Here is a 23,770-nt window from a genome sequence, read left to right on the forward strand (position 1 = left end):
CCGTCATACCGTCACACGTTCACCGGGGCCGGCACGGCTTCCTCCGCCGGGCCGCCGCGAGCGGTGTTCCCGTTCAGCGTCTTCGTATGCGGCGTGCCGGTACGGGAGGCGGGCTCGCCGTCGGCCGGCCGCGGCGCCGACTCGGCGTCCCGGTCCCGGCGGACGAGGGCGGCGTACCGTCCGTCGGCGGCGAGGAGTTCCTCGTGCGTACCGCGTTCGGCTATGCGTCCGGCGTCCAGGACCACGATCTGGTCGGCGTCGCGCACGGTGGAGAGCCGGTGCGCGATGGTGATGGTGGTGCGGCCCGCGGACAGCTTGTCGATGGCCTGCTGCACCGCGTGCTCGGTACGGGTGTCCAGCGCGCTGGTCGCCTCGTCGAGGATCAGGACCGGCGGGTCGCGCAGGATGGTGCGGGCGATGGCCAGGCGCTGCTTCTCGCCTCCGGAGAACCGGTAGCCGCGTTCACCGACCAGCGTGTCGTACCCGTCGGGCAGGGACTCGATGTGGTCGTGGATCTGGGCGGCGCGGGCAGCCTCGGCTATCTCCTCGTCGGTGGCGTCGGGCTTGGCGAAGCGCAGGTTGTCGGCGACGGAGGCGTGGAAGAGGTAGGTCTCCTGGGAGACCACGCCTATGGACCGGGCCAGCGAGTCGAAGTCGAGGTCGCGGACATCGATCCCGTCGAGGGCGACCCGTCCGCCGGTGACGTCGTAGAGCCGGGGCACCAGGTAGCTGAGGGTGCTCTTGCCGGAACCGGTGGGGCCGACCACCGCGAGGGAGCTACCGGCCGGGACGGTGACGTCGATGCCGGTGAGCGTGGGCCCGCTCTTGCCGTCGTAGGCGAAGTGCACGTCCTCCAGCCGGACCTCGCCCTTCGCGCGGCCGATGCGCACCGCGTCCTCGCGTTCGGTGATGTCCACCGGCAGGTCGAGGTACTCGAAGATGCGGGCGAACAGCGCGAGCGAGGTCTGGATCTGCACACCGGTCGACAGCAGGCTCACCGCGGGCCGGAACAGGCCCTGCTGGAGGGTGACGAAGGCGACGAGGGTACCGACGGAAAGCGACGGCGCACCGGTCTGGAGGGCTATGCCGGCGGCCCAGTAGATGAGCGCGGGCATGGCGGCCATGACGATGCCGATCGTGGACATCCGCCAGCGTCCGGCCATGCTGGAGCGCACTTCGAGGCCGACCAGCTTCTCGGATTCCTCGGAGAAGGATTGGGTCAGGGAGTCCGCCCGGCCCATGGTGCGGCCGAGCAGGATGCCGCTGACCGACAGGGACTCGGTGACCGTGGCGGCCATGGCCGCCATCTGCTTCTGCCGCTGGGTGGTGATCTTCTTGCGCTCACGCCCGACCCGCCGGCTGATCCAGACGAAGACGGGCAGCAGCACGAGCGAGACCAGGGTCAGCCGCCAGTCGAGGGCGAGCATCGCGACGATGGAGGCGATCACGGCCGTGAGGTTGGAGACCAGGGACGTCGCGGTGGAGGTGACGGTGGCCTGCATGCCACCGATGTCGTTGGCTATCCGGGACTGGACCTCACCGGTACGCGTGCGGGTGAAGAAGGCCAGCGGCATGCGCTGGAGCTGGGCGTAGACGGCGGTGCGCAGGTCGTGCATCACGCGCTGGCCGACGGTGGTGGAGATCAGGGTCTGGAGCACGCCGAACACGCTGGTGACCACGGCGGTGAGGATCATGCCGAGGGCGAGCAGGCTCAGCAGGCCCGTCCTCCCCTGCGGGATCGCCACGTCGAGGATCGCCTTGAGCAGGAACGGCGAGGCGACGGCGACCAGCGAGGAGGCGGCGACGAGCGCGCCGACCACGGCGAGGCGGCCGCGGTAGGGCCGGAACAGGCCCATGATGCGGCGCAACTGGCGGGGCTGCTCCGCCGGGTCCGGGCGGTTGGGATCGAGGGATTCCCTGGACGGCGTCCATTCGGGTTCTTTGGGGCGCATGGGCCTCCTTCTGACGAGACTCCGCTGAGCATAGCTCATTGTTACCTATGCTCACAATGAGTCTGGTCCTGATACTCTTCCCATTATGAGGACCGCAGCATGAGCACCGCTTCCGATTCCACCGTGACCAGCCCGGACGGCGCCGACGGCGTCGATGCGCCCGACAGCGACGACGGCGTCCTCGCCGAACAGCTGCTGCGCCTGACCCGCCGGCTCCACCGCATCCAGAAGCGCCATCTCGAACCCCTCGGGATCACTCCAGCCCAGTCAAGGCTGCTCCGGCTGGTCTCGCATTACGACAGCGGCGAACCGCCCCGGATGGCGGAGCTCGCCGCCCGCCTCGAAGTCGTCCCCCGGGCCGTGACCACGCTGGTCGACGGCCTGGAGGCGGCCGACTGCGTGCGCCGGGTGCCCGACCCCGCCAACCGGCGGGTCATCCGGATCGAGCTGACCGACACCGGACGGTCCACCCTGCGCCGCCTGCGCAACGCGCGGACCGCCGCGGCCGAGGAGATCCTCGCTCCCTTGACCGCCGCGCAGCGCGAGGTGCTCGGCGGTCTGCTCGACGCCCTGGCCGGCGCTCCGGCGGAGCACGGCTGCTGAAGGCCCCGGCTGGACGGCAGTTGACCTGCCTGCATAGCAACCGGAGCGCCCGTAAACCTCGTTGCCGACGTCCCCCGCGGCAAGAAAATCGTTTGCCGGGGCCTGGTCCGGAAGACGAACCTTGTGTGGTTTGAGCCACTCGACCGTCATGGGGCGTCATGCAGATCAGCGATCTTCCGCATCCGGATCCCGGAGTACCCGACGCCCGCTCCGGCCCCCGGTTCCTGCTCTGGCTGGGCGGTACCCAACTGGGCGGGCAGGCCAGGAGCCTGGGCTGGGGCCTGCTCCACCACTGCGCCATCGCCGGACTGCCGTTCGCGGTCGGCCTCGGCGTCGAGGCGGCCGTGCAAGGCGACGGCCACCGGCTGCTGCTCGTCGGCGCGCTGATCGCGCTGCTCGGTGTCGCCATCTCCCTCGGCGACACCATGCTGCACCGGACCAGCGTCACCAACTGGATCACCGCCGCCGCCCGGGTGCAGCAACTGCTCGCCCGCAAGACCGCCGACCTGGGCTCCGCCCTGACCCGCCAGGTGGCGGCCGGTGAGGTGGTCGCCGTATCGACGGCCGACGTGGAGAAGATCGGCTGGTTCGTCGAAGCGGTCTCCCGCTTCCTCGCGGCGGCCGTCGCCATCGTCGCCGTCTGCGTGGCCCTCGTGCTGTACGCGCCCTCCCTCGGCGTCGTCGTCGCCGTCGGGATGCCGCTGCTGGCCCTGTCCTCCCTGCCCCTGCTCCCCCGTGCCACCCGGCGCGCCGACGTCCAGCGGGAGAAGGCGGGCAAGGCGACGGAACTGGCCTCGGACACCGTGGCGGGGCTGCGCGTCCTGCGCGGCATCGGCGGCGAGGAACTGTTCCTGGGCCGCTACCGCGAGGCCTCGCAGGAGGTACGTACGGCCGCGGTGCGCAGTGCGCGCATGTGGGCCCTGATCTCGGCCGTCCAGGTGTTCCTGCCGGGAGTGCTGCTGATCACGGTGGTCTGGTACGGCTCCTCGCTCGTCCTGGACGAACGGCTCGCGGTCGGTGAACTCGTCGCGGTGTTCAGCGCGGTGTCGCTGCTGCTGTACCCCTTGCGCAGCGTGGAGGAGATCGCCATGGCCTACTCGTTCTCGCGGCCCTCCGCCACCCGCGCGGCCCGCGTACTGCGCCTGACGCGCGACGGGGCCGGGACGCCGGCGAAGGCCGCCGCTCCCGTCCGGGCCCCCGCTCCGGGCGGGGACCTGTACGACCCGCAGACCGGGCTGCTGGCTCCCGCGGGCCGGTTCACCGCCGTGGTGTGCGGGGACCCCGACCTCGCGGGGCGGCTCGCGGAACGCCTGGGCGGCCATCCCACGGGCGCCCGGGACGACCGGGCGTCGGTGCTGCTGGGAGGCGTGGCACTGGACGAGCTCGCGCTGGACACGGCGCGCCGGCTGGTCCTCGTACAGGACAAGGACCCGGTCCTGCTGTCCGGCACGCTGCGCGAGCTGTTCGACGTACCGGCGTCGGGGGCGGTGACCCCGGCGGCGGCACTGACGGCCGCCCAGTGCGGCGACGTACTGGAGGCCGTGCTCCAGTCTGCCCCCGAGGGCGTGCGGGACCCGATGGACGCCCGGATCACCGAGCGGGGACGGTCGCTGTCGGGCGGCCAGCGCCAACGGCTCGCGCTGGCCCGCTCGCTGGTCACCGACCCGGACGTGCTGGTGCTGGACGAGCCGACCTCGGCGGTCGACTCGCACACGGAGGCGCGCATCGCCGACGGCATCGCGGGACTGCGCGCCGGGCGCACGACCGTGGTCCTGGCCTCCTCGCCGCTGGTGCTGGACCGCGCCGACCGGGTCGTCCTGATCCACGGGGGCGTGGCCCTGCCGGCCGGGACCCACCGCGAACTGCTGCGCGAGGAGCCGCGGTACCGGGCGGTCGTCACCCGCGAGAGCGAGCAGGAACAGCGCCCCGACGGGCTGCCCCTGACCGCGCTGGACGCGGAGATCACCGACCGGCTCGACGAAGAACTCACCGAAATCGAGGGATCCGCATGATCGGCCTCGCACCGCCGCACTACGATCCGGCGGCCCCCGAGTCGGCCCCGACGCTGCCCGTCGGCACGTCGGCGACCGTACGGGGCTATGTGCGCGGCCTGTTGCGACGGCACCGGCGGGCCTTCGTGCTGCTGGTGGGCGTCAACACGGTCGCGGTGATCGCCTCCATGGCGGGTCCGTACCTGCTCGGGCGGGTCGTCGACGACCTCGCGGCGGGGGCGCGCGAACTGCACCTGGCGCGCGTGGGCCTGCTGTTCGCGCTGGCACTCGCCGTCCAGACCTGCTTCGTACGCCTGGTCCGGCTGCGCGGGGCGATGCTCGGCGAGGAAATGCTGGCCGACCTGCGCGAGGACTTCCTCGTGCGTTCGGTCGGGCTGCCGCCCGGCGTGCTGGAGCGGGCCGGGACCGGTGACCTGCTGTCACGGATCACCACCGACATCGACCGGCTGGCCAACGCGATGCGGGAGGCCGTGCCGCAGCTGTCCGTCGGCGTGGTGTGGGCGGGGCTGCTCTTCGGGGCGCTGGCGGTGACCGCGCCGCCGCTGGCGCTGGCCGCGCTGGTGGCGCTGCCGGTGCTGGTGGCCGGCTGCCGCTGGTACTTCCGGCGGGCGCCCGCCGCGTACCGCTCCGAGGCGGCCGGCTACGCGGCGGTCTCGGCGGCGCTGACCGAGACGGTGGACGCGGGGCGCACGATCGAGGCGCACCGGCTCGGGCGGCGCCGGGTGGCGCTGTCGGAACAGCGCATCCGCCAGTGGACCGCGTGGGAGCGCTACACCCTGTACCTGCGGTCCGTGCTGTTCCCCGTCATCAACGTCACCTACGTGACGATCCTCGGCTCCGTGCTGATGATCGGCGGCTACTGCGTACTGCGCGGCTGGATGTCGGTGGGGCAGCTGACGACCGGCGCACTGCTGGCCCAGATGATGGTCGACCCGATCGGACTGATCCTGCGCTGGTACGACGAACTACAGGTCGCGCAGGTGTCGCTGGGGCGCCTCGTCGGCATCCGCGAGATCGAGCCCGACGGCGGTGACGCGAGCGTCTCCCCGCAGGGGCGGACGGTCCGGGCCGATGAGGTGCGCTTCGGCTACCGCGAGGGCGTGGACGTCCTGCACCGGGTGTCGATGTCCGTGCCGCCGGGGACCCGGATGGCGCTGGTCGGGCCGTCGGGTGCGGGCAAGTCGACCCTGGGCCGGCTGCTGGCGGGCATCTACGCGCCACGGGCCGGCGAGGTCACCCTCGGCGGGGCGCGGCTGTCGCGGATGCCGGCGGAGCGGGTGCGCGAGCACGTGGCGCTGGTCAACCAGGAGCACCACGTCTTCGTCGGCTCGCTCCGGGACAACCTGCGGCTGGCGCGGACCGGTGCCCGGGACGGCGAACTGTGGTCGGCGCTGGCGGCGGTGGACGCGGACGGCTGGGCGCGGGCCCTGGAGGCGGGGCTGGACACCGAGGTCGGTTCGGGCGCCGCGGCGCTGACTCCGGCCCAGGCGCAGCAGGTGGCGCTGGCCCGGCTGGTGCTGGCGGATCCGCACACGCTGGTGCTGGACGAGGCCACCTCGCTGCTGGATCCGCGGGCGGCCCGGCACCTGGAGCGTTCGCTGGCCCGGGTACTGGAGGGCCGTACGGTCATCGCGATCGCGCACCGGCTGCACACCGCGCACGACGCGGATGTGATCGCGGTGGTCGAGGACGGCCGGATCAGCGAGTCCGGCTCGCACGGGGAACTCGTCGCTGCGGACGGCGCCTACGCGGCGCTGTGGCGGTCCTGGCACGGGTGAGGCCCTGCCGCGCGGGTGCGGCGGGACCGCGCCGTGGGGCGGGACCGCGCGGACGCCACGCGTGGGTCGGTGGCGTCCGCGCGGCCGCTCGGGGCGCCCCTATGCCTTGCGGAGGCGGTCGATGATGCCGTCGAGGTCGCGCCACATCATGTAGTCGCGGACGAAGTGGCCGCCGGGCTCCTCGTGCCACTCGTGCGGGATCCCGGCCCGGTCGAGAAGGCCGCGGAACTCCCGCTGGCCCGCGAGGACCTGCGTTTCGTTGAACGAGTCGAACGCGTTGGTCGGGTCGGGGCTGGTTCCGGCGACGAGGAAGACCCGCTTGTTGCGGTAGCTCTCGATGCGCTCGACCGGGTTGTCCGCGGTGACCCGGGCCTGGTCCCAGGGCACGCCGTAGACGGTGCCGCCGGCCAGGTCGAGCGCGGCGGAGGACAGGTTGGCCCAGTGCACGACCGCCCCGTTGTCCCGGCGCACGCTGGCGGGCCCGGAGTGGGAGCTCACCGAGGCGAAGTGGCCCCAGTATTTGGCCGCGTACTTGAGGGCGCCGAAGCCGCCCATCGAGAACCCGGCGACGGCGCGGCCGTCGTACTCGGCGAACGTCCGGAAGTTCGCCTCGACCCAGGGCAGCAGCTGGTTGATGTGGAAGGCCTCCCAGTTGCGGGGGCCGGTGTTGGAGCTGACGGCGTTGGAGTACCAGCCCGCGTGTCCGCCGTCCGGCATGACCACGATGATCGGCCTGCCGGCGGTCCAGGCACGGATACCGAGCCGGTCGAAGGTGATGAAGTCCTGGTCGGTGCCGCCGCCGTGGAAGAGGTAGAGGACGGGGTAGGTGCGTCCGCTGGTGTGGTAGTCGTCGGGGAGCAGGACGTTGACGGCGGGCTGCCAGCCGATCGCGTCGGTCTGGAAGCGGTAGTACCACATGCGGGCGTCGCCCTCGTTGTGGTCGACGATGCGCAGCCCGAAACCGTCTCCGGCCGCGCTCGCCGCCGATGCCGTCCCGAGGACGCCCGCGCCGCCGAGGGCCATGGCGGCGGAGAGTCCGCCGACGGACTTCAGAACGCTCCTGCGGGTGGGGCGGTGCTCGCTCACGGTGACCTCCTGGTCGATGGGTAAGGCTGTTACGTCAGTTGGTGGTGGTCCAGGTGCCCCGGTCGGGGCTCCAGTGGATGGAGGCCTTCTGGAACCGCTGGACCTTGCCGCCCGGCTCGTCGCTCTCGTCACCGGCCGGGTAGCCGAACACGCCCTCGTGTCCACCCGCGTGGAACGCCTGGTAGATCGCACCGTGCACCACGTGCGTGCCCGTCTGCGGCGACCACATGAACAGGCCCTGCTCGAAGAACTGGTACCGGCCCCGCGTCCCGTCCGGCGCCTGCGCCGCATCCGCCTCGTCCATCGTCGGGAAACCCCAACGACGCTCCGCGTCCGACGCCCAGAACTTGTTCAGGATCTCCCCGTACACCGCGAACGCCGCATCCGGATGCCAGATCACGATCCCGTTGCGGAAGCCCTGGAAGCGGCCGCCCATCATGGAGTCGCGTTCACCGGAAGTCGGCGGCCCCAGCACGCTGTCCAGGCCGCCCATGCCGTCGTACTTGACCCTGATCGCGCCGTACGGCATCAGGTCGTCCAGCGTGTTGTAGCGCCGGGGCGTGAATCCGCGCAGGCCGTTGCCCCACACCCGCTCCTCGGCCACGTGCCCGAAGTCGTACGTCTCGCGCACCACCGGCTGGGTGTGGGCGGCGTCGGCCCACCGGACGAACAGCGCCACGTGGTCGGTGCCGTCGGAGTCGCGCAGCAGGGCGTCGCCCGGCTGCAGGTCGGCTGCGGGAATGTCGGAGGTGACGTTCCACAGGCTCCAGGTCGTCAGTGACGAACCCAGGTGCCAGGCCATCGACACGAAGCCCGAGCAGTCGGGGCGGTAGCAGCCGAACTGGTTGGGGTAGCAGCCGCTCTGGCTGTAGGGCACCTGCTCGGCGACCCAGGACCAGGCGCGGTCCATGACCTCTCCGCGCCCGATCGAGCCGTCCGGTTCGGAGGCGCTCGCGGCGGGTGCCGGGAAGAGCGTGACCGCGAGGGCGGCGAGCAGCGGCGCCGTGGCCTTGGCCAGGCGCCGGAGGATCAGCGATCTCATGGCTTCTCCCGGTCAGTTGGTGGTGGTCCAGGTGCCCCGGTCGGGGCTCCAGTGGATGGAGGCCTTCTGGAACCGCTGGACCTTGCCGCCCGGCTCGTCGCTCTCGTCACCGGCCGGGTAGCCGAACACGCCCTCGTGACCACCCGCGTGGAACGCCTGGTAGATCGCACCGTGCACCACGTGCGTGCCCGTCTGCGGCGACCACATGAACAGGCCCTGCTCGAAGAACTGGTACCGGCCCCGCGTCCCGTCCGGCGCCTGCGCCGCATCCGCCTCGTCCATCGTCGGGAAACCCCAACGACGCTCCGCGTCCGACGCCCAGAACTTGTTCAGGATCTCCCCGTACACCGCGAACGCCGCATCCGGATGCCAGATCACGATCCCGTTCTGGAACAGCTGGAACCGCCCGCCGAGCTGGGCGGCCTCCTCGGCGCGCAGCGGCCATCCGAGGGGGCCGTCGTGGCCGCCCGTGCCGTAGTACTTGGCGCCGATCGTCCCGTAGGGCTGGAAGGCCTCGTCCCGCATCTGCCGGGCGACGTCCTCCGCTTGGGGGTAGCGTTCCGGGTAGCCGGACCGCTGGACGGCCTGGGCGAGTTCCCCGGCGCTGCTGCCCTCCATGCCGGGCTCCATCTGCTGGGCCACCTCGAAGAACTTGTTCGCCGCGTAGTCGACGTCCAGGACCTGCTCCGGGGAGCCCCAGCCCTGGGAGGGCCGCTGCTGGAAGACGCCCAGCGAATCCCGGTCGCCGCAGTCCAGGTTGTTCATCCGGGATTCCACCCAGCCGGTCTCGAAGCCGGCCAGCATCACCTTGTCGGACACTCCCCGGCGCTGTCCGACCTCGTAGACCTTGCGGGTCACGTTGATGTCCCGGTCCGGGGGGATGTCGCAGTACGACTCGGCCGTCCTGGCGTGCCCGAGGGGGCCGGGCACGCCGGCCGCGGTGCGGGCGGACGCGGGGCCGCCGCCGAGGGCGGACACGGCCGCAGCGACCAGGAGGACCGCCGTCACGGATCTCGCGCGCCCAGCTGTTGTGCCACGCACGTTGCAGCTCCTTTGCATCGGAATCACGGTGTGGTGCGGGGGCGTTCGGCGTACCGGGGCGAACGGGCTGCGTGCGCGGCCGGCCCACCGACAGCCGCAAGCTAGCCGCGGGCGGGCCGGCCAGGGCATCCGGAACGATCCGGAGTGACAGCGCCGGAGCGTCTCCGATAGGGATGGGCGGTACGACCGGCTGCGCGGCCCGGGTCAGCGTCCGGAGGCCGGGGCCGGGCACGGCGGGACGTCGGGGCGGTCCTTGGTGCGTACGGCGGGCAGCCAGGCGGTGGGCCGGGCCGAGCCGGCGGGCAGGCGGACGCGGAACCACTGGGGGGACCAGGTGTCCCGCTCGTCGATGATGGGAATGCCGTGCGCGAGCAGGCAGTCGACGGCCAGCTCGTCGCCTTGCCACACCCGGGTCGGGACCACGTTGTCCGAGGTGTAGGGCCGCTGGGGGTCGACGGCGAGACCGAGGCTGCAGTCGGGGTCCCGGTCGGTGCGGGCGGTGCAGCTCGGTTCGGCGTTGAACACCCGGATGCGGCCTGCGGCTCGGATGGGGCCGGACGGGGCGTCAGGTGGGGCGTACGGTCCGCTCGCCGCGGCCGTCCCGCACACCAGCGCGGACACGAGGACGGCTCGGACGGCCCTGCGCATCCGGCGCGTGGTGGTCTGCCGGGGTTCTTTCGGGGCGTCCGGCCGGGCGGTGACGCGCGCCAGCAGGCTCTCCGCCGTGTGGGCGGCGCGGGCGGCGTGGGTGGGGGCCAGGCAGTCGGCGGTCAGGGCGCGCCAGAAGGGCGGTACGGCGGGGTCCAGGCGCAGGGGGGCGCGCCCGTCGGCGTACTCCTGCGCCGCGGCGCCGCGCGCCATGGGCGTGGCGCCGGGGAAGGGCGGGGTACCGGACGCGAACACCTCGTGGATCACTATCCCGAGGGCCCAGATGTCGGCGCTCGGCCGGACTTGGACGCCGTGTTCGCCGAGGGGGGCCTTCCAGCGCTCGGGCGGGAGGTAGTCGAAGGTGCCCATCGGGGGCGCGTAGCCGTGGGTGCCGCGGGTGCCGGTGAGTTCGGCGGCGAGACCGAAGTCGGAGAGTCTGACCGAACCGTCAGCCATGAGCAGGACGTTGTCCGGTTTGAGGTCTCCGTGTACCCAGCCGGTGCGGTGCAGGTGGGCGAGACCCTCACAGATCCCGGTGATCAGCCGCGCGCCTTCGGGCTCGCTGACGGCGCCCGCCCGCAGGAGGTCCCGCAGGCTGTGCCGGGCCCGCTCCATGACGAGGACGAGCGCACCGTCCAGGAACGGGTGGTCCGGCTCGCTGAGCACGACGGAGTCCAGGAGCCGGATCAGCCTGGGGTGGCCCGCTCGGCGGCCGAGTTCCACCTCGCGCCGGGCGGTGTCCACGACGCTGCGGGCCTGGCGCGGGGCGAGCCCGGAGGTCGGCAGGAACTTGAGCGCGACCCCGTCCCCCACGGGATTCTCCGCGCCGATCGGGCGGCCGGCGTAGACCGTTCCCCAGCCACCGGCCGCGATCGGCCCGGTGACTTCCCAGCGCCCGACGCGGTAGCCGCGCGGAAGCAGCTCCGTACAGTCACTTCCCGAGGTGTCGGCCGGGCCGTGCACCTTCCCCTCCTCCGGTCGGCTCGGTGCGCGGGCTCGTCCCGTTCCGGGGCGGCAGGAGCGCCAGGTGCTCTTCCCGTACGAGCCCGAACCGCAGGGCGAGGCCGACGATCGACTCCCGTTTGCCGTTGCGGCGGGCTCCGCGGCCGGGGTCCTGCTCGACGGGCGGGGCGACCCGCATCTTCTCCTCGGCGAGGTAGTCGATGTGCGAGCTGACCGCGCGTGCCGTGAGCCGGCCGCAGGCCGGGTGGTCCCTGAGCCGTTCGACGATCTGGGGCGTGGTGGGCACCGCGACCGGTGACTCGTCGCGCAGCCGCGGTTCGCAGAGCGCCACCAGGACGAGGAAGTAGGTGGCCGTCTCGTCCAGGGAGTACGCGGTCACGGTGCGGCCGCCCCACTGGCCGCCGGCGCCGCCCAGGGCGCCCGGGTCGAGGTAGACGTGGTCGGGGGCGAACACCTGGAAGGAGACGGTGGTGTCGCGGCGGGTGGGCAGTACGACGCGGGAGAACTCGAAGGGGATGGGAGCTCCGGCCCGGCGCGGCGGGACCCTCAGGTACTCGCCGGCCCCTTCGGGGTTTTCCACGAGGTAGCTCTGGGTCGCGCTGAGGTTGCTGAGCTGCCAGTGGTCGTCGGTCACCCGGATCTCGCCCGCCAGCCGGGAGATCGCGGCGTCGACGAGGCGGAGTTCGACCGGCGTCGAGGCCGACCCCCGCCCGAACCGGGCGACTTCCCCCGGACCGAGGCGCAACGTCACCGCTTCGTCGCCCGGTTCCGCGCCGCCCGTGCCGCCGCTCCCCGGCGGCAGGTAGATCACTATCCCGCTCACAGCCCGCTCCTCGCCCCCGCACGGGCGGTCGTCACGCCCGCCGAACGTTATACATCCCGGGGAAACCGGCACTGCCCGGTCTTTGGCCGTAATGAGCCGGTACGCACCGTGCCGCCGCCGGGCCCGGTACGGTCACTTCGGGCCGTAGGGGCGCGGGACGGACCTGTTCGCGCGGCCGTCGCAGACGCCACTCGACCGTCCCGCCGCCCTGCCCCGCCGCCGCCGAAACGGCGCGAACCGCACCCCTTGCCGGCTCAGTAGACGACGGTGATCCGGCGCGCCGGGCCGTCCACCCGGATCCGTCCGCCGACGGGGATCACGAGCTGGGGATCGGTGTGGCCGAGATCCACGTCGAACACCACCATGGTGTCGGGGGCGTACTGCCGCAGGGCACGCAGGACGGCTTCCCGCTGTTCCCGGCGGAAGTGTTCCTTCTCCCGCGCGTCGAGCCGGTTCTCGAACGACCAGCTCCTCGCCCTGCCCATCAACAGCGCGGGGAACTGCCGGAGCAATCCGCGTTCGCCCATGTTCCGAAGGATCCGGTAGACCTCCTCGGCGCGCGGCATCTCTTCGGACGTTTCGAGGAAGAGCACGTCACCGGCGTATGTCTCGACGGGCAGTACCGCGCGATCGGCCATCAGCAGCCAGGAGATGATCTCCAGGTTGCCGCCCCAGCTGAGCCCTTCGACCACGAGGTCGCCGTTGTGCCAGGACCAGCCACCGGCGGGTTCCATCTCGGGTTCGGACTCGAAGGTGCGGGGGTCGTCCCAGGGACGGCCGATGTCCCCGTACCCGGCTGCGGGAGTGAGCTCGTACTCGCCGGAGGTGAACAGCGCCGCCCTGAGGGAGTCCGCGGTCAGCGGGTGCATGGTGCCGGGCCGCGCGAACTCGACCATGACCGTGCCGCCGTGATATCCGACGATGCCCAGGTTCCGCAGGTACAGCAGCAGGTTGGTGTTGTCGCTGTAACCGAGGAACGGCTTGGGGTTGGCGCGGAGGAGGCCCGGGTCGAGGTGCGGCAGGACGGTCAGTTGGTCATCGCCGCCGATGCTGGCGATCACTGCCTTGATGCCGGGGTCCGCGAAGGCCGCGTGGAGGTCCGCCGCGCGCGCGTGGGGCGTCGCGCCCATGGTGCGGGTCGTCGGATATTCCACCGGCTGCAACCCGAAGTCGTCCCGGAGCCTGCGCAGCCCCAGTTCGTAGGGCAGCGGGAAGGCACCCGGCAGACCGGACGAGGGGGACAGCACGGCGACCCGGTCTCCGGGGCGGGGCTTCGAGGGGTAGCGGGGATCCGTCATCCGATGATCATAGGAAGCGGCGGGCCAGTTTCTCGCGGACTCCCGCCCCGGCCCGGCGGAGGCGGCTAGATGAAGTTCAGGGCGCCCGCGCCGCCCGCCGCGCCGAGGAGCATGAACACCGGCATGAGGACCTTGAGCTCCACCCAGCTGCCGGCCCGGAAGCGCATCGGCTTGGGCGGACCGATCGGGTACCAGCGCTTGCCCGCGATGGGGAGCGGCCACAGGATCGGGCAGCCCGAGACGGTCAGCGCGTCGCCGATGTCGTGGACCAGGGCTCCGAGCACGATCGGCAGGCCCAGCCACAGGTACTCCTGGCCGGGCTCCGCGAACAGCCAGCCCGCGCCGTTGCCGGGCTGGTCGAGCACGCCGGCCAGGATCCAAGCGCTGGTAGCGCCCAGCAGCCACACCAGGATGTCGCTGGACATCCTGGCGGCCCGCCACAGCAGGCCCTCGACGGCCAGCACCAGGTGGACGAAGAGCAGGAGCAGGACACCCCAGCGGTCGGTGGTGACCGCCATGACGGAGGACCCGGCGCCGATGAGCACGGCCCACAGCCAGGTGTGCGTCAGGGTGCGGTGTCCGCCGCTGCGGCGGGCGTCGCGCGGGGCACGGGTCGCCTTGTAGACGGCGTAGGAGATCTTGTCGACCACCTCGCACAGCCCCCGGGACAGGGGCCCGAAGGCGCGCGAGATCGTCGCCGACTTGTGGTCGAGGTCGGGAGCGAGGGCGGCTCCGGCGCAGATGAGCGCGCCGACGACGAGGACGGGCCACGGCATCGGGTGTCCGGCGGCCGCGGCCGCCGCCCCCACCCCCAGCCAGGCCGCCGCGCCGGAGAGAGAGTGCGCCGGACCCATCATGTTTCTTTTCCCGCCCCGGTTCGGTCGTGTCGGGCCCCGGTGACTGATTCGCTCGGGCCGCGTCGACGGCACAGCGTACAGTCGGTGATCTTCCTTCCTGCCGCCGGTTGTCTGATCCGGCGGGAAGCCAGGCAAGATGGGGGGTGTGACCCTCATTGATCAGCTCCCGCCGACCGCCGACCCCGACGCCCTCTTCGAGGCTTTCTCCTCGTGGGCGGAGGACCAGGGCATCACCCTGTACCCGGCGCAGGAGGAGGCCCTGATCGAGGTCGTCTCCGGGGCGAACGTGGTCCTGTCCACCCCGACCGGCTCCGGAAAGAGCCTGGTCGCCGCGGGTGCGCACTTCACCGCCCTGGCCCAGGACAAGGTCACCTTCTACACCGCTCCGATCAAGGCGCTGGTGTCGGAGAAGTTCTTCGACCTGTGCAAGCTCTTCGGCACCGAGAACGTCGGCATGCTGACCGGCGACGCCTCCGTGAACGCGGACGCGCCGGTGATCTGCTGCACCGCGGAGGTACTGGCCTCGATCGCGCTGCGCGACGGGAAGTACGCCGACATCGGCCAGGTCGTCATGGACGAGTTCCACTTCTATGCCGAGCCGGACCGCGGCTGGGCGTGGCAGATCCCGCTGCTGGAGCTGCCGCAGGCACAGTTCGTCCTGATGTCGGCGACCCTCGGCGACATGAAGCGGTTCGAGGAGGACCTGACCCGGCGCACCGGGCGGCCGACCTCGGTGGTCCGCTCCGCGACCCGGCCCGTCCCGCTGTCGTACGAGTACGTCACCACGCCGATCACCGACACCATCACCGAGCTGCTGGACACCCGGCAGGCTCCGGTGTACATCGTGCACTTCACCCAGGCCCAGGCGGTCGAGCGGGCGCAGTCGCTGATGAGCATCAACATGTGCACCCGCGAGGAGAAGGACAAGATCGCGGAGTTGATCGGCAACTTCCGCTTCACCACCAAGTTCGGCCAGAACCTCTCCCGCTACGTGCGCCACGGCATCGGCGTACACCACGCGGGCATGCTGCCCAAGTACCGCCGCCTGGTGGAGAAGCTGGCGCAGGCCGGCCTGCTGAAGGTCATCTGCGGTACCGACACGCTCGGTGTGGGCGTCAACGTACCCATCCGCACGGTGCTGTTCACCGCACTCACCAAGTACGACGGCAGCCGGGTGCGGACGCTGCGGGCCCGCGAGTTCCACCAGATCGCCGGCCGCGCCGGGCGGGCCGGCTTCGACACGGCGGGCTATGTCGTGGCGCAGGCGCCCGAGCACGTCATCGAGAACGAGAAGGCGCTCGCCAAGGCCGGCGACGACCCGAAGAAGCGCCGCAAGGTGGTCCGCAAGAAGGCGCCCGAGGGCTTCGTGGCGTGGTCGGACACCACCTTCGAGAAGCTGATCGCCGCCGACCCGGAGCCGCTCACCTCGCGCTTCAAGGTCACCAACATCATGCTGCTCTCGGTGATCGCCCGGCCGGGCGACGCCTTCCAGGCGATGCGCCACCTCCTGGAGGACAACCACGAGCCGCGCAAGGCCCAGCTGCGCCACATCCGCCGGGCCATCGCCATCTACCGCTCGCTGCTCGACGGCGGCGTGGTCGAGCGGCTCGACACCCCGGACGCGGAGGGCCGCAGCATCCGGCTCACCGTCGACCTCCAGCAGGACTTCGCGCTGAACCAGCCGCTGTCCACCTTCGCGCTCGCCGCCTTCGACCTGCTGGACCCGGAATCCCCGTCCTACGCCCTGGACATGGTGTCGGTCGTGGAATCCACCCTGGACGACCCCCGCCAGATCCTGGCCGCGCAGCAGAACAAGGAACGCGGCATGGCCGTGGGCGCGATGAAGGCCGACGGGATCGAGTACGAGGAGCGGATGGAACGGCTCCAGGACGTCACGTACCCGAAGCCCCTCGAAGAGCTGCTCCTGCACGCCTATGACGTGTACAGCAAGAGCCACCCCTGGGTTCGTGACCACCCGGTCTCCCCGAAGTCGATCATCCGCGACATGTACGAGCGGGCGATGACCTTCACCGAGTTCACCTCCTACTACGAGCTGGCCCGCACCGAGGGCATCGTGCTGCGCTACCTGGCCAGCGCGTACAAGGCGCTGGACCACACCATCCCCGACGACCTCAAGTCCGAAGACCTCCAGGACCTCATCGCCTGGCTGGGCGAGCTGGTGCGCCAGGTGGACTCCAGCCTGCTGGACGAGTGGGAGCAGCTGGCGAACCCGGAGGTGGAGACGGCGGAGGAAGCCCAGGAGAAGGCCGACCAGGTCAAGCCCGTCACCGCGAACCCGCGCGCCTTCCGGGTTCTCGTCCGCAACGCCATGTTCCGCCGGGTGGAGCTGGCCGCCCTGGACCACGTCAACGTACTGGGCGAGCTGGACGGCGACTCCGGCTGGGACGCCGACGCCTGGGGCGAGGCCCTGGACCGCTACTGGGACGAGTACGACGACCTGGGCACCGGCCCCGACGCGCGCGGACCGAAGCTCCTGCAGATCGAGGAGGACGCGGCGCACGGCCTGTGGCGCGTCCGGCAGACCTTCGCCGACCCGAACGGGGACCATGGCTGGGGCATCAGTGCCGAGGTCGACCTCGCGGCCTCCGACGAGGAGGGCCGCGCGGTCATCCGCGTCACCTCGGTCGGCGAGCTCGGCCAGCTCTGACCTGCCCCCGCAAGCCCGCGCCACCGGACCCGACGGACCCGACAGTGGAGAACCCCTGATGACGAACCCCGCCGAGAGACTGGTCGATCTGCTCGACCTGGAGCAGATCGAGGTCAACATCTTCCGGGGGGCCAGCCCCCAGGAGTCCCTCCAGCGCGTGTTCGGCGGGCAGGTCGCCGGCCAGGCGCTGGTGGCGGCCGGACGCACCACCGAGAGCGACCGGCCCGTCCACTCGCTGCACGCGTACTTCCTGCGCCCCGGCATCCCGGGGGTACCCATCGTGTACCAGGTGGAACGGGTGCGCGACGGGCGTTCCTTCACCACGCGCCGCGTCACCGCGGTCCAGCAGGGCAAGACCATCTTCAATCTGACCGCTTCCTTCCATCACCCGGAGGAGGGCGGCATCGAGCACCAGCTGCCTCCCCGCCTGGACTTCCCGCACCCTGACACGCTCCCGAAGGTGGTCGACGAGATCCGCGAGCACCTGGGCGCGCTGCCCGAGGCGCTGGAGCGGATGGCCCGCCGGCAGCCCTTCGACATCCGGTACGTGGACCGGCTCCGCTGGACTCCCGAGGAGCTCAAGGACGCCGATCCCCGCAGCGCGGTGTGGATGCGCGCCGTCGGCCCGCTGGGCGACGACCCCCTCGTCCACACCTGCGCCCTCACCTACGCCAGTGACATGACCCTCCTCGACGCCGTGCGCATCCCCGTCGAACCCCTGTGGGGGATGCGCGGTTTCGACATGGCCTCCCTGGACCACGCCATGTGGTTCCACCGGCCGTTCCGGGCGGACGAGTGGTTCCTGTACGACCAGGAGTCCCCCATCTCGCACGGCGGCCGGGGCCTGGCCCGCGGTCGTATCTACGACCTGGAGGGCAGGCTGCTCGTCTCGGTGGTCCAGGAAGGCCTCTTCCGTCCGTATCCGGCCCCGTCGGCCGCGCCGTCCGCCGCCTCCGCTTCCTCCACCTCGTCCGCGCCGCCGTCCCCGGAGAACTGAGCCCCACCGTGACCGCCCCTGCCCTCCCCTGTCCCTGCGGGCTGCCCGCCGCCTATCCGCAGTGCTGCGGCCGCTTCCACTCCGGTGAGCGACAGGCTCCCACCGCCGAACTGCTCATGCGCTCCCGGTTCAGCGCGTTCGCCGTCGGCAACACCGCCTACCTGCTGCGCTCCTGGCATTACTCGACCCGCCCGGCCGGCCTCGAACTGGACCCGGGCCAGCGCTGGGAGCGGCTGGAGGTCCTCGCCACCGAGCGTGGCGGGATGTTCGAGACGGAGGGTTCGGTGGAGTTCCGGGCGCACTACCGCGAGGGCCGGCACACCGGATCCCTGCACGAACTCAGCGGCTTCTCCCGGGAGGACGGGGCCTGGGTCTACGTCGGCCCCCTCTCCCCCGTCGACTTCGACTGACCGCGCGCCCCTGTCAGGGCGAAGTCCAGGCTGGTGCGGTACCAGTGGATCTCGTCCGGGTCCTGTGCCCGCAGCAGCCGCAGCGCCACGGCCGCGGCCGCCGGAAGCTGCGGATGCCCGTACGGCGGCGGTGGGGCGAGGGCGGCCAGCACGATCCGCTCCGCCGGGTCGGGCACCACCGCCCGCACTTCTTCCTCCGGGAGGACGGAGGCCAGTACGGCCGCCCGCTCCCAGGGATCGGTGGTTCGTCTCAGCAGCAGTCCCACATGCCGGCCGCGCCACGCCCGCGGCCGCAGGTCCGTCTTGGCCGCGATCAGCTCGCGGTCCGCCGCGGGCGCGATTCCCCTCAGCATTCCGGCCTCGCGGACGGCGAACTCCCGCAGTTCCGCCGCCAGGTAGAGCCAGACCACGGCCCGGTACCGGTTGATCCGGTAGCCGACCGGGATGAGGTGCCCGCAGCGTGCTAGCCGGGTCACCCGGCTCGGCCCGACGCCCAGGACCTCGGCCGCCGCGTCCGCGCCGGCCACGGTCTCGACCCGCGCGCGCAACGCCTCGGGAAATCTTTCGGCCGCGCGGACCCGGTCCAGCTCGGCGCGGGTGAAGCGGGCAGCCCCGCTGGGCGCCCGCGGGCCGGCACGCACCAGCCCCAGCTGCACGGCCCGGGCGAACTCCCCCCGTTTCAGCCCGACTTCCTGGGCCGCCCGGACAGCACCCGCCAGGTGCTCCTGCGGTGCGTCCCCCGACGTCTCCGCCCGCGCTCCGGGCACGGTCCGCCCGGGCGCGTCCAAGACGGCGCAGGCCTGCACATCACTCTTCATCACGGTCCTCCCCCACGAGTGGCGATCACTCTGCGTGAAGACCGTAACCGAATGCGACGACAGGGCGCAGGGCCTGTGGATAACTGCGGCTCTGGCAGCCGGCCGCGGCCGGGACCCTGCGGGCCTTCAGCCTCCCGTGATCCGCCGCTCCGTGACGCCCAGGTGCTCGCCCACCCGGTTCACCATCAGCGTCATCTCGTACGCGACCTGCACGATGTCCGCCTCGGCCGCACTCAGCGCGCACAGGCAGCTGCCCGCGCCCGCCGCCATCACGAACAGGAACCCCTCGTCGTACTCGACCATCGTCTGCCGGACGTCACCCGCCCGGAAGTGCCGCCCCGAGCCCTTCGCCAGGCTCTGCAGTCCGGCCGCGACCGCCGCCAGGTGCTCGGCGTCCTCCCGGGCCAGCCCGGCGCTCGCACCCGTGACCAGCCCGTCGTTGGACAGCACCACCGCGTGCCGGACTTGCGGCACCCTGCGCGTGAGATCGTCCAGTAGCCAGTCGAGCTGCTTGTCCAGTGCCATGTGGAGCCCCTCCCCGTCAGCGCGGCCCACGTGGCCGCGCCCCGCCCTGCTCGGTCGTTCGCAAGCCTTCCCCACCAGCTGCTTTCCGGCAAGGAGGACGGACCTCCGGCACGGAAATGACTCAAGAGGAACGGCGGGTGCCCGACCGGGCCGCTCGCCGCACCGGTTCTGCCCCACCGCCGCCGGTCAAGTCGGCCCGGCCGGCAGACCCACGGAGTCGAGCAGCCGGGCGGTGTGCACCCGCCCGGCATACTCGACCAGCCTGACCAGCACTTCCTTCCCCGAGTCCTTGTCCCGCGCGTCGCACAGCACCACCGGTGTCCCCTGCTCCAGGTCCAGGGCCCGCGCCACCTCGTCCGCTCCGTACCGGCGTGCCTGCGTGAAGCAGTTGACGGCCACGACGAACGGGATCCCCCGGTGCTCGAAGTAGTCCACGGCCGGAAAACAGTCCTCCAGTCGGCGCGTGTCCGCCAGCACCACCGCACCCAGCGCGCCCTGTGACAACTCGTCCCAGAGGAACCAGAACCGGTCCTGCCCCGGTGTCCCGAACAGGTACAGCGACAGCCCGGCCCTGATGGTGATCCGCCCGAAGTCCATGGCCACCGTGGTGGTCGTCTTCCGGCCGACGCCTCCCGTGTCGTCGACGAGCTCCCCCGCCCGGCTGAGCGCCTCCTCGGTCCGCAGCGGCCTGATCTCGCTGACCGCTCCGACCAGGGTGGTCTTGCCGGCCCCGAAACCGCCGGCTACGAGGATCTTGAGTGCGAGCGGAGCCGAATCGGCGTCCGCTCCGGCGGCCGGGGCCGGTCCGTCGTCCTGCAGTTCCATCACAGTGCTCGCAATCCTTCGATGACTTCCCGCAGAATCCGTTCGTCGGGCAGCCGGGCGGGCGGTACCGGCCGGTTGACCTTCACGTGACCGCCCTCCAGCAGGTCGCCCAGCAGTACCCGCACGACGCCCACCGGCAGGTCTGCGTCGGCGGCGAGTTCCGCCACCGACTGCGTCTGCGCCCGGCAGAGCCCGAGCAGCGCCCGGTGTTCGGGGCCGAGCAGCGCCTCGTCCACCGCGTCCGCGCCCGACCGGTCCACCACGACCAGGGCGATCAGGTCGAACCTGACGCCGTGCGGGCCCGGCTTGGTGCGCCCTCCGGTCATGGCGTACGGACGCACGAGCGGGCCCGCCTCGGCGTCGTACCACTGGCCTTCCATCCGCGCGGCCGCCGCCCTCAACCGGCGGCCGGCGGCCGCGCCGAGAACCGCGGCGGGGTGTAGAGGTGTTCACCGACGCGCTTCACCAGCCGCGCCATCTCGTAGGCGATCAGTCCGATGTCGGCGCCCGCGGCACTGAGCACGGCCAAGCAGGAACCTTCCCCGGCGGCCGCGACGAACAGGAAACCGTCCTCCATCTCCACCATCGTCTGGCGCACGCCCCCGGCGTGGAAGTGCCGACCCGCGCCCTTGGCGAGACTCTGGAAGCCCGATGCCACGGCGGCCAGGTGCTCGGCGTCCTCACGGCTCAGCCGGCTGGAGGAACCCACCGCTAGACCGTCATTGGACAGGACCACCACATGCCGGACCTCCCGGACCCGCACCACCAGGTCGTCCAGCAGCCAGTCCAGCCCGCCGGACCCGTGGACCGCCTCCGGGCCGGGTCTCTGATGTTCGGTCATCACCATTCTCCTTCACTGTCTTCGTGCGGGGGCTTCTCCCGGGCGCCGCGGGCCCAGCCGGCCTGGTACGCCGCCATCCGGTCCCGGACCTGCTCGGGGCTGCGGCCCGGCGGGTCCCCGAAGCGGTGCTCCCCGGCCGGGTCCACCGGGGCGGGGACCTCGCGCAGTTGCGGGACCAGGCTGGCCTGGCGGACCCGGCGCGGCAGTCCGGTCACCGGGGCGGTGGGGGGCGACGAGGTGACCGGGACCTGCCCGTGGACGTCCTCGCGGCCGGGACCGCGCCGCCGGAGCGGGGCCACCGGCGCGGGCCGCCGGCCCTCCGGCTCCTCGGCGTACGCCGGGTCCGGGTCCCGGTCCGGAGCCGGGTCCGGGATGTCGCGCGCGGGGTCCCGCCGGACACCGGCCGCGGGCCCCGTTCCCGGCGGCACGGGAGCTTCGGCTCCGGTCCGGGCCGCGGCCTCCGCCTTCCGTGTCCCGGCGCCGGCCGTGACGGCGCCCTGCATCACGGAGTCGGGCAGCAGCACCACCGCGGTGGTTCCCCCGTACGGTGACGTGCGCAGGTGCACCCGGATCCCGTGCCGGGCCGCGAGCCGGCTGATCACGAACAGTCCGAGGCGGTCGCTGTCGAAGAGGTCGAGGGCCTCGGACTGCTCGATGCGGCGGTTCGCCTCCTCGAGCGAAGCGCTGCCCATACCGAGCCCGCGGTCCTCGACCTCGATGACGTAACCGGCGCCCACCGGCTCGCCGGTGACCCGGACCTTGGTGTGCGGAGGCGAGAACTGGGCCGCGTTCTCCACGAGTTCGGCGAGCAGGTGGGTCAGGTCGGCGACGGCGCCGCCCGTGATGGCGGCCTCGGCGAGCCGGCGGACTTCGACGCGCGGATAGTCCTCGATCTCGGAGACGGCGGCCCGCACGACACTGGTCAGCGGCACCGGCATCCGCCATGCCCGACCGGGGGCGGCGCCGGAGAGGATGATCAGGCTCTCGGCGTGCCGCCGCATCCGGGTGGTGAGGTGGTCGAGCCGGAAGAGGTCGCCGAGCTCGCTCGGGTCGTCGGCGCGCCGTTCCATCGAGTCGAGCAGGCTGAGCTGCTTGTGCACCAGGACCTGGCTGCGCCGGGCGAGGTTGACGAAGACGCCGCTGACTCCGTCGGCGAGTTCGGCGCGTTCGACGGCAGCGCTCAGGGCAGCCCGGTGGACGGTGGACAGCGCCTCGCCGACCTGGGTGATCTCGTCGTCCGCGGCCGGCCCGGACGCGGTCTCCGCGTCGATGTCGATCTCCTGTCCGGACCGCAGCCGCTCCATGGCGTGCGGGAGCTTGCGGTGGGCGATCTCCAGGGCGGAGTTGCGCAGCGAGACCAGCTCGACGACCAGGGCGCGCCCGATGCGCACGGAGATGAAGAGGGACGCGGCGACCGCGGCCAGACCCAACAGCACGGCTGCGCCGGACGCTCCGAGCGCTCCTTCGGCGAACGGGGCGGCGCGGCCGGCGGCTCCGGCCCCGGCGGCGTCCGCGATCTGCCGCAGGGAGGCACTGACGCCGGTGTAGGCGGCGTCCCATCCGGCGGGTACTCCGTGGGCCTCCTTCGCCGCCGCCCCCGGGGCGGCCGTGCTCAGCACCCGTTCCTCGGCGCCGGTGAGTTCCGCGTACGGGGCGCTCCCGGTGACCTTCTCCCAGGCACGCTGCCCGGCGCCGGGCAGGTCCCGGGCGGCGGAGTCGGTCACTGCGCGCCGGGTCTCGATGACGCCGGTCAGGCGGCGCAGCGTCTCCGCGCTCCGCGCTCCCGGCAGGGCGAGCAGCGCGTCCTCCCGGGACAGCAGCTCCCCGGCGCGGCCGAACTCCAGCAGTACCCGGTCCGCGGCGCCGAGTTCGGGGTCCGTGCCGCCGGACAGGGCACCGGCGGCGGCGATGGCGGAATCGGCCACGCGGGTGTATGTCTCGTAGGCGGTGCCGGGGTCCACGCCCCGGGCGGTGACCTGCTTGCGGAACGGCCCGAGCGCTTCGGCGGCGGCCACGAAGGCCGCGAGCCGGGTGACCACCTCCCTCGGGTGGTCACCGGAGTCGGCCACCGTGTTCCGGTCGCCGAGCCGGAGGCGGCGTACGACGGCGTCGGTGCGCCGGGCCTGCTGCTCCGGGGCGGCGTCCGGCCCGGCCGCGGGATCGGCCAGGAAGCGGACGGCCGCACGCCGCTCGGCCTGGAGTTCTGCGAGAGCTGCTGTCAGGGGGTCGCGTATCTGCGCGTCGACCCGCTGGACGCGGCTGAGGCGGCCGATGTCCTGCGCGGTGCTGACCGTCGCGAAGGCCCACAGGCCGAGCAGCGAGACGACCGGGACCATCAGCAGGGAAACCACCTTGGCGCGCACGGTGCCGGGGCGCAGGCGCAGCCCGGGCCGGGCGCCGGGGGCCGGGGTCCGCGGGGCTTCGCCCGCCGCGCCGCCCGGCGGCTCCTCGGCCGGTGGTCCGGCGTGCGCCCGGCGGCCGCGCGCCGGAGGCCCGGACGGTCTCGGGGGCGCTGCTTCCGGTCTCCGGCGGGGTGTGCGCATGGGACTCCTCGTTCAGGGCGGTACGTGGTCACGGTCGGTG

General features: G+C 72.4%; 20 protein-coding genes. 6 read left to right on the forward strand and 14 right to left on the reverse strand.

All coding sequences use genetic code 11. The annotated features are described in order from the left end of the window. Window positions 1-11 precede the first annotated feature (11 nt). Complete coding sequence (locus ACWGH1_RS01740; protein ID WP_453352726.1) at window positions 12-1,952, reverse strand: ABC transporter ATP-binding protein; 1,941 nt, start codon at window positions 1,950-1,952, stop codon at window positions 12-14. A 99-nt stretch (window positions 1,953-2,051) separates the two neighbouring features. Between ACWGH1_RS01740 and ACWGH1_RS01745 the strand changes: the two genes are divergently transcribed. From ACWGH1_RS01745 to ACWGH1_RS01755, 3 genes are all read left to right on the forward strand, one after another. Further along, window positions 2,052-2,555, forward strand: a complete 504-nt coding sequence (locus tag ACWGH1_RS01745; protein WP_453352727.1) for a MarR family winged helix-turn-helix transcriptional regulator — start codon at window positions 2,052-2,054, stop codon at window positions 2,553-2,555. Between the two features lie 158 nt (window positions 2,556-2,713). Next, window positions 2,714-4,567, forward strand: a complete 1,854-nt coding sequence (locus tag ACWGH1_RS01750) for an ABC transporter transmembrane domain-containing protein (RefSeq protein ID WP_453352728.1) — start codon at window positions 2,714-2,716, stop codon at window positions 4,565-4,567. Further along, window positions 4,564-6,345 (forward strand): ABC transporter ATP-binding protein, encoded by a 1,782-nt coding sequence (locus ACWGH1_RS01755; protein WP_453352729.1) that lies wholly within the window; start codon window positions 4,564-4,566, stop codon window positions 6,343-6,345. Before ACWGH1_RS01750 ends, ACWGH1_RS01755 begins: the two co-directional genes overlap by 4 nt. 99 nt (window positions 6,346-6,444) lie before the next feature. On the opposite strand, the gene ACWGH1_RS01760 is transcribed toward ACWGH1_RS01755, so the two are convergent. From ACWGH1_RS01760 to ACWGH1_RS01790, 7 genes are all read right to left on the reverse strand, one after another. Further along, entirely contained in the window at window positions 6,445-7,431 is a 987-nt protein-coding gene (locus ACWGH1_RS01760; protein WP_453351895.1) for an alpha/beta hydrolase, read from the reverse strand. A gap of 34 nt (window positions 7,432-7,465) precedes the next feature. Continuing rightward, window positions 7,466-8,473 (reverse strand): hypothetical protein, encoded by a 1,008-nt coding sequence (locus tag ACWGH1_RS01765; RefSeq protein WP_453408337.1) that lies wholly within the window; start codon window positions 8,471-8,473, stop codon window positions 7,466-7,468. A gap of 12 nt (window positions 8,474-8,485) precedes the next feature. Beyond that, complete coding sequence (locus ACWGH1_RS01770; protein WP_453351896.1) at window positions 8,486-9,514, reverse strand: LGFP repeat-containing protein; 1,029 nt, start codon at window positions 9,512-9,514, stop codon at window positions 8,486-8,488. Between the two features lie 204 nt (window positions 9,515-9,718). Next, window positions 9,719-11,125: a serine/threonine-protein kinase gene (locus tag ACWGH1_RS01775; RefSeq protein WP_453351897.1), complete on the reverse strand. Its 1,407-nt coding sequence runs from the start codon at window positions 11,123-11,125 to the stop codon at window positions 9,719-9,721. After that, the gene (locus ACWGH1_RS01780) at window positions 11,094-11,948 is read right to left on the reverse strand and encodes a serine/threonine protein kinase (protein WP_453351898.1); all 855 of its coding nucleotides are present in this window, start codon (window positions 11,946-11,948) and stop codon (window positions 11,094-11,096) included. Before ACWGH1_RS01780 ends, ACWGH1_RS01775 begins: the two co-directional genes overlap by 32 nt. Before the next feature lie 254 nt (window positions 11,949-12,202). Further along, window positions 12,203-13,246: a S66 family peptidase gene (locus tag ACWGH1_RS01785; protein ID WP_453351899.1), complete on the reverse strand. Its 1,044-nt coding sequence runs from the start codon at window positions 13,244-13,246 to the stop codon at window positions 12,203-12,205. Between the two features lie 65 nt (window positions 13,247-13,311). Continuing rightward, window positions 13,312-14,103 (reverse strand): metal-dependent hydrolase, encoded by a 792-nt coding sequence (locus ACWGH1_RS01790; RefSeq protein WP_453408338.1) that lies wholly within the window; start codon window positions 14,101-14,103, stop codon window positions 13,312-13,314. 145 nt (window positions 14,104-14,248) lie between these two features. Here ACWGH1_RS01790 and ACWGH1_RS01795 point away from each other — a divergent pair, with 145 nt between their 5' ends. From ACWGH1_RS01795 to ACWGH1_RS01805, 3 genes are read left to right on the forward strand one after another with little or no spacing between them, the layout of a single operon-like run. Then, window positions 14,249-16,771: a DEAD/DEAH box helicase gene (locus ACWGH1_RS01795; RefSeq protein ID WP_453351901.1), complete on the forward strand. Its 2,523-nt coding sequence runs from the start codon at window positions 14,249-14,251 to the stop codon at window positions 16,769-16,771. Between the two features lie 58 nt (window positions 16,772-16,829). Continuing rightward, complete coding sequence (locus ACWGH1_RS01800) at window positions 16,830-17,768, forward strand: acyl-CoA thioesterase (protein WP_453351902.1); 939 nt, start codon at window positions 16,830-16,832, stop codon at window positions 17,766-17,768. Window positions 17,769-17,776: 8 nt separating this feature from the next. Further along, the gene (locus ACWGH1_RS01805; RefSeq protein ID WP_453351903.1) at window positions 17,777-18,178 is read left to right on the forward strand and encodes a YchJ family protein; all 402 of its coding nucleotides are present in this window, start codon (window positions 17,777-17,779) and stop codon (window positions 18,176-18,178) included. On the opposite strand, the gene ACWGH1_RS01810 is transcribed toward ACWGH1_RS01805, so the two are convergent. From ACWGH1_RS01810 to ACWGH1_RS01835, 6 genes are all read right to left on the reverse strand, one after another. Then, window positions 18,142-18,996, reverse strand: coding sequence for a DUF6397 family protein (locus tag ACWGH1_RS01810; RefSeq protein WP_453351904.1), 855 nt, complete (start codon window positions 18,994-18,996; stop codon window positions 18,142-18,144). The two genes, ACWGH1_RS01805 and ACWGH1_RS01810, sit on opposite strands and share 37 nt — an antisense overlap. 126 nt (window positions 18,997-19,122) lie before the next feature. Then, entirely contained in the window at window positions 19,123-19,521 is a 399-nt protein-coding gene (locus ACWGH1_RS01815; protein ID WP_136211471.1) for a roadblock/LC7 domain-containing protein, read from the reverse strand. Between the two features lie 186 nt (window positions 19,522-19,707). Further along, window positions 19,708-20,346 (reverse strand): GTP-binding protein, encoded by a 639-nt coding sequence (locus ACWGH1_RS01820; RefSeq protein WP_453351905.1) that lies wholly within the window; start codon window positions 20,344-20,346, stop codon window positions 19,708-19,710. After that, window positions 20,346-20,726, reverse strand: coding sequence for a DUF742 domain-containing protein (locus tag ACWGH1_RS01825; protein ID WP_453351906.1), 381 nt, complete (start codon window positions 20,724-20,726; stop codon window positions 20,346-20,348). The genes ACWGH1_RS01820 and ACWGH1_RS01825 overlap by 1 nt, the downstream gene beginning before the upstream one ends. A 17-nt stretch (window positions 20,727-20,743) precedes the next feature. Then, the gene (locus ACWGH1_RS01830) at window positions 20,744-21,187 is read right to left on the reverse strand and encodes a roadblock/LC7 domain-containing protein (RefSeq protein WP_453351907.1); all 444 of its coding nucleotides are present in this window, start codon (window positions 21,185-21,187) and stop codon (window positions 20,744-20,746) included. Beyond that, window positions 21,187-23,730 carry a nitrate- and nitrite sensing domain-containing protein gene (locus ACWGH1_RS01835; protein WP_453351908.1) on the reverse strand — a complete coding sequence of 848 codons (2,544 nt, stop codon included), beginning with the start codon at window positions 23,728-23,730 and terminating at the stop codon, window positions 21,187-21,189. Before ACWGH1_RS01835 ends, ACWGH1_RS01830 begins: the two co-directional genes overlap by 1 nt. Between the last annotated feature and the right edge of the window lie 40 nt (window positions 23,731-23,770).

Source organism: Streptomyces sp. NPDC054883 (assembly GCF_053610645.1).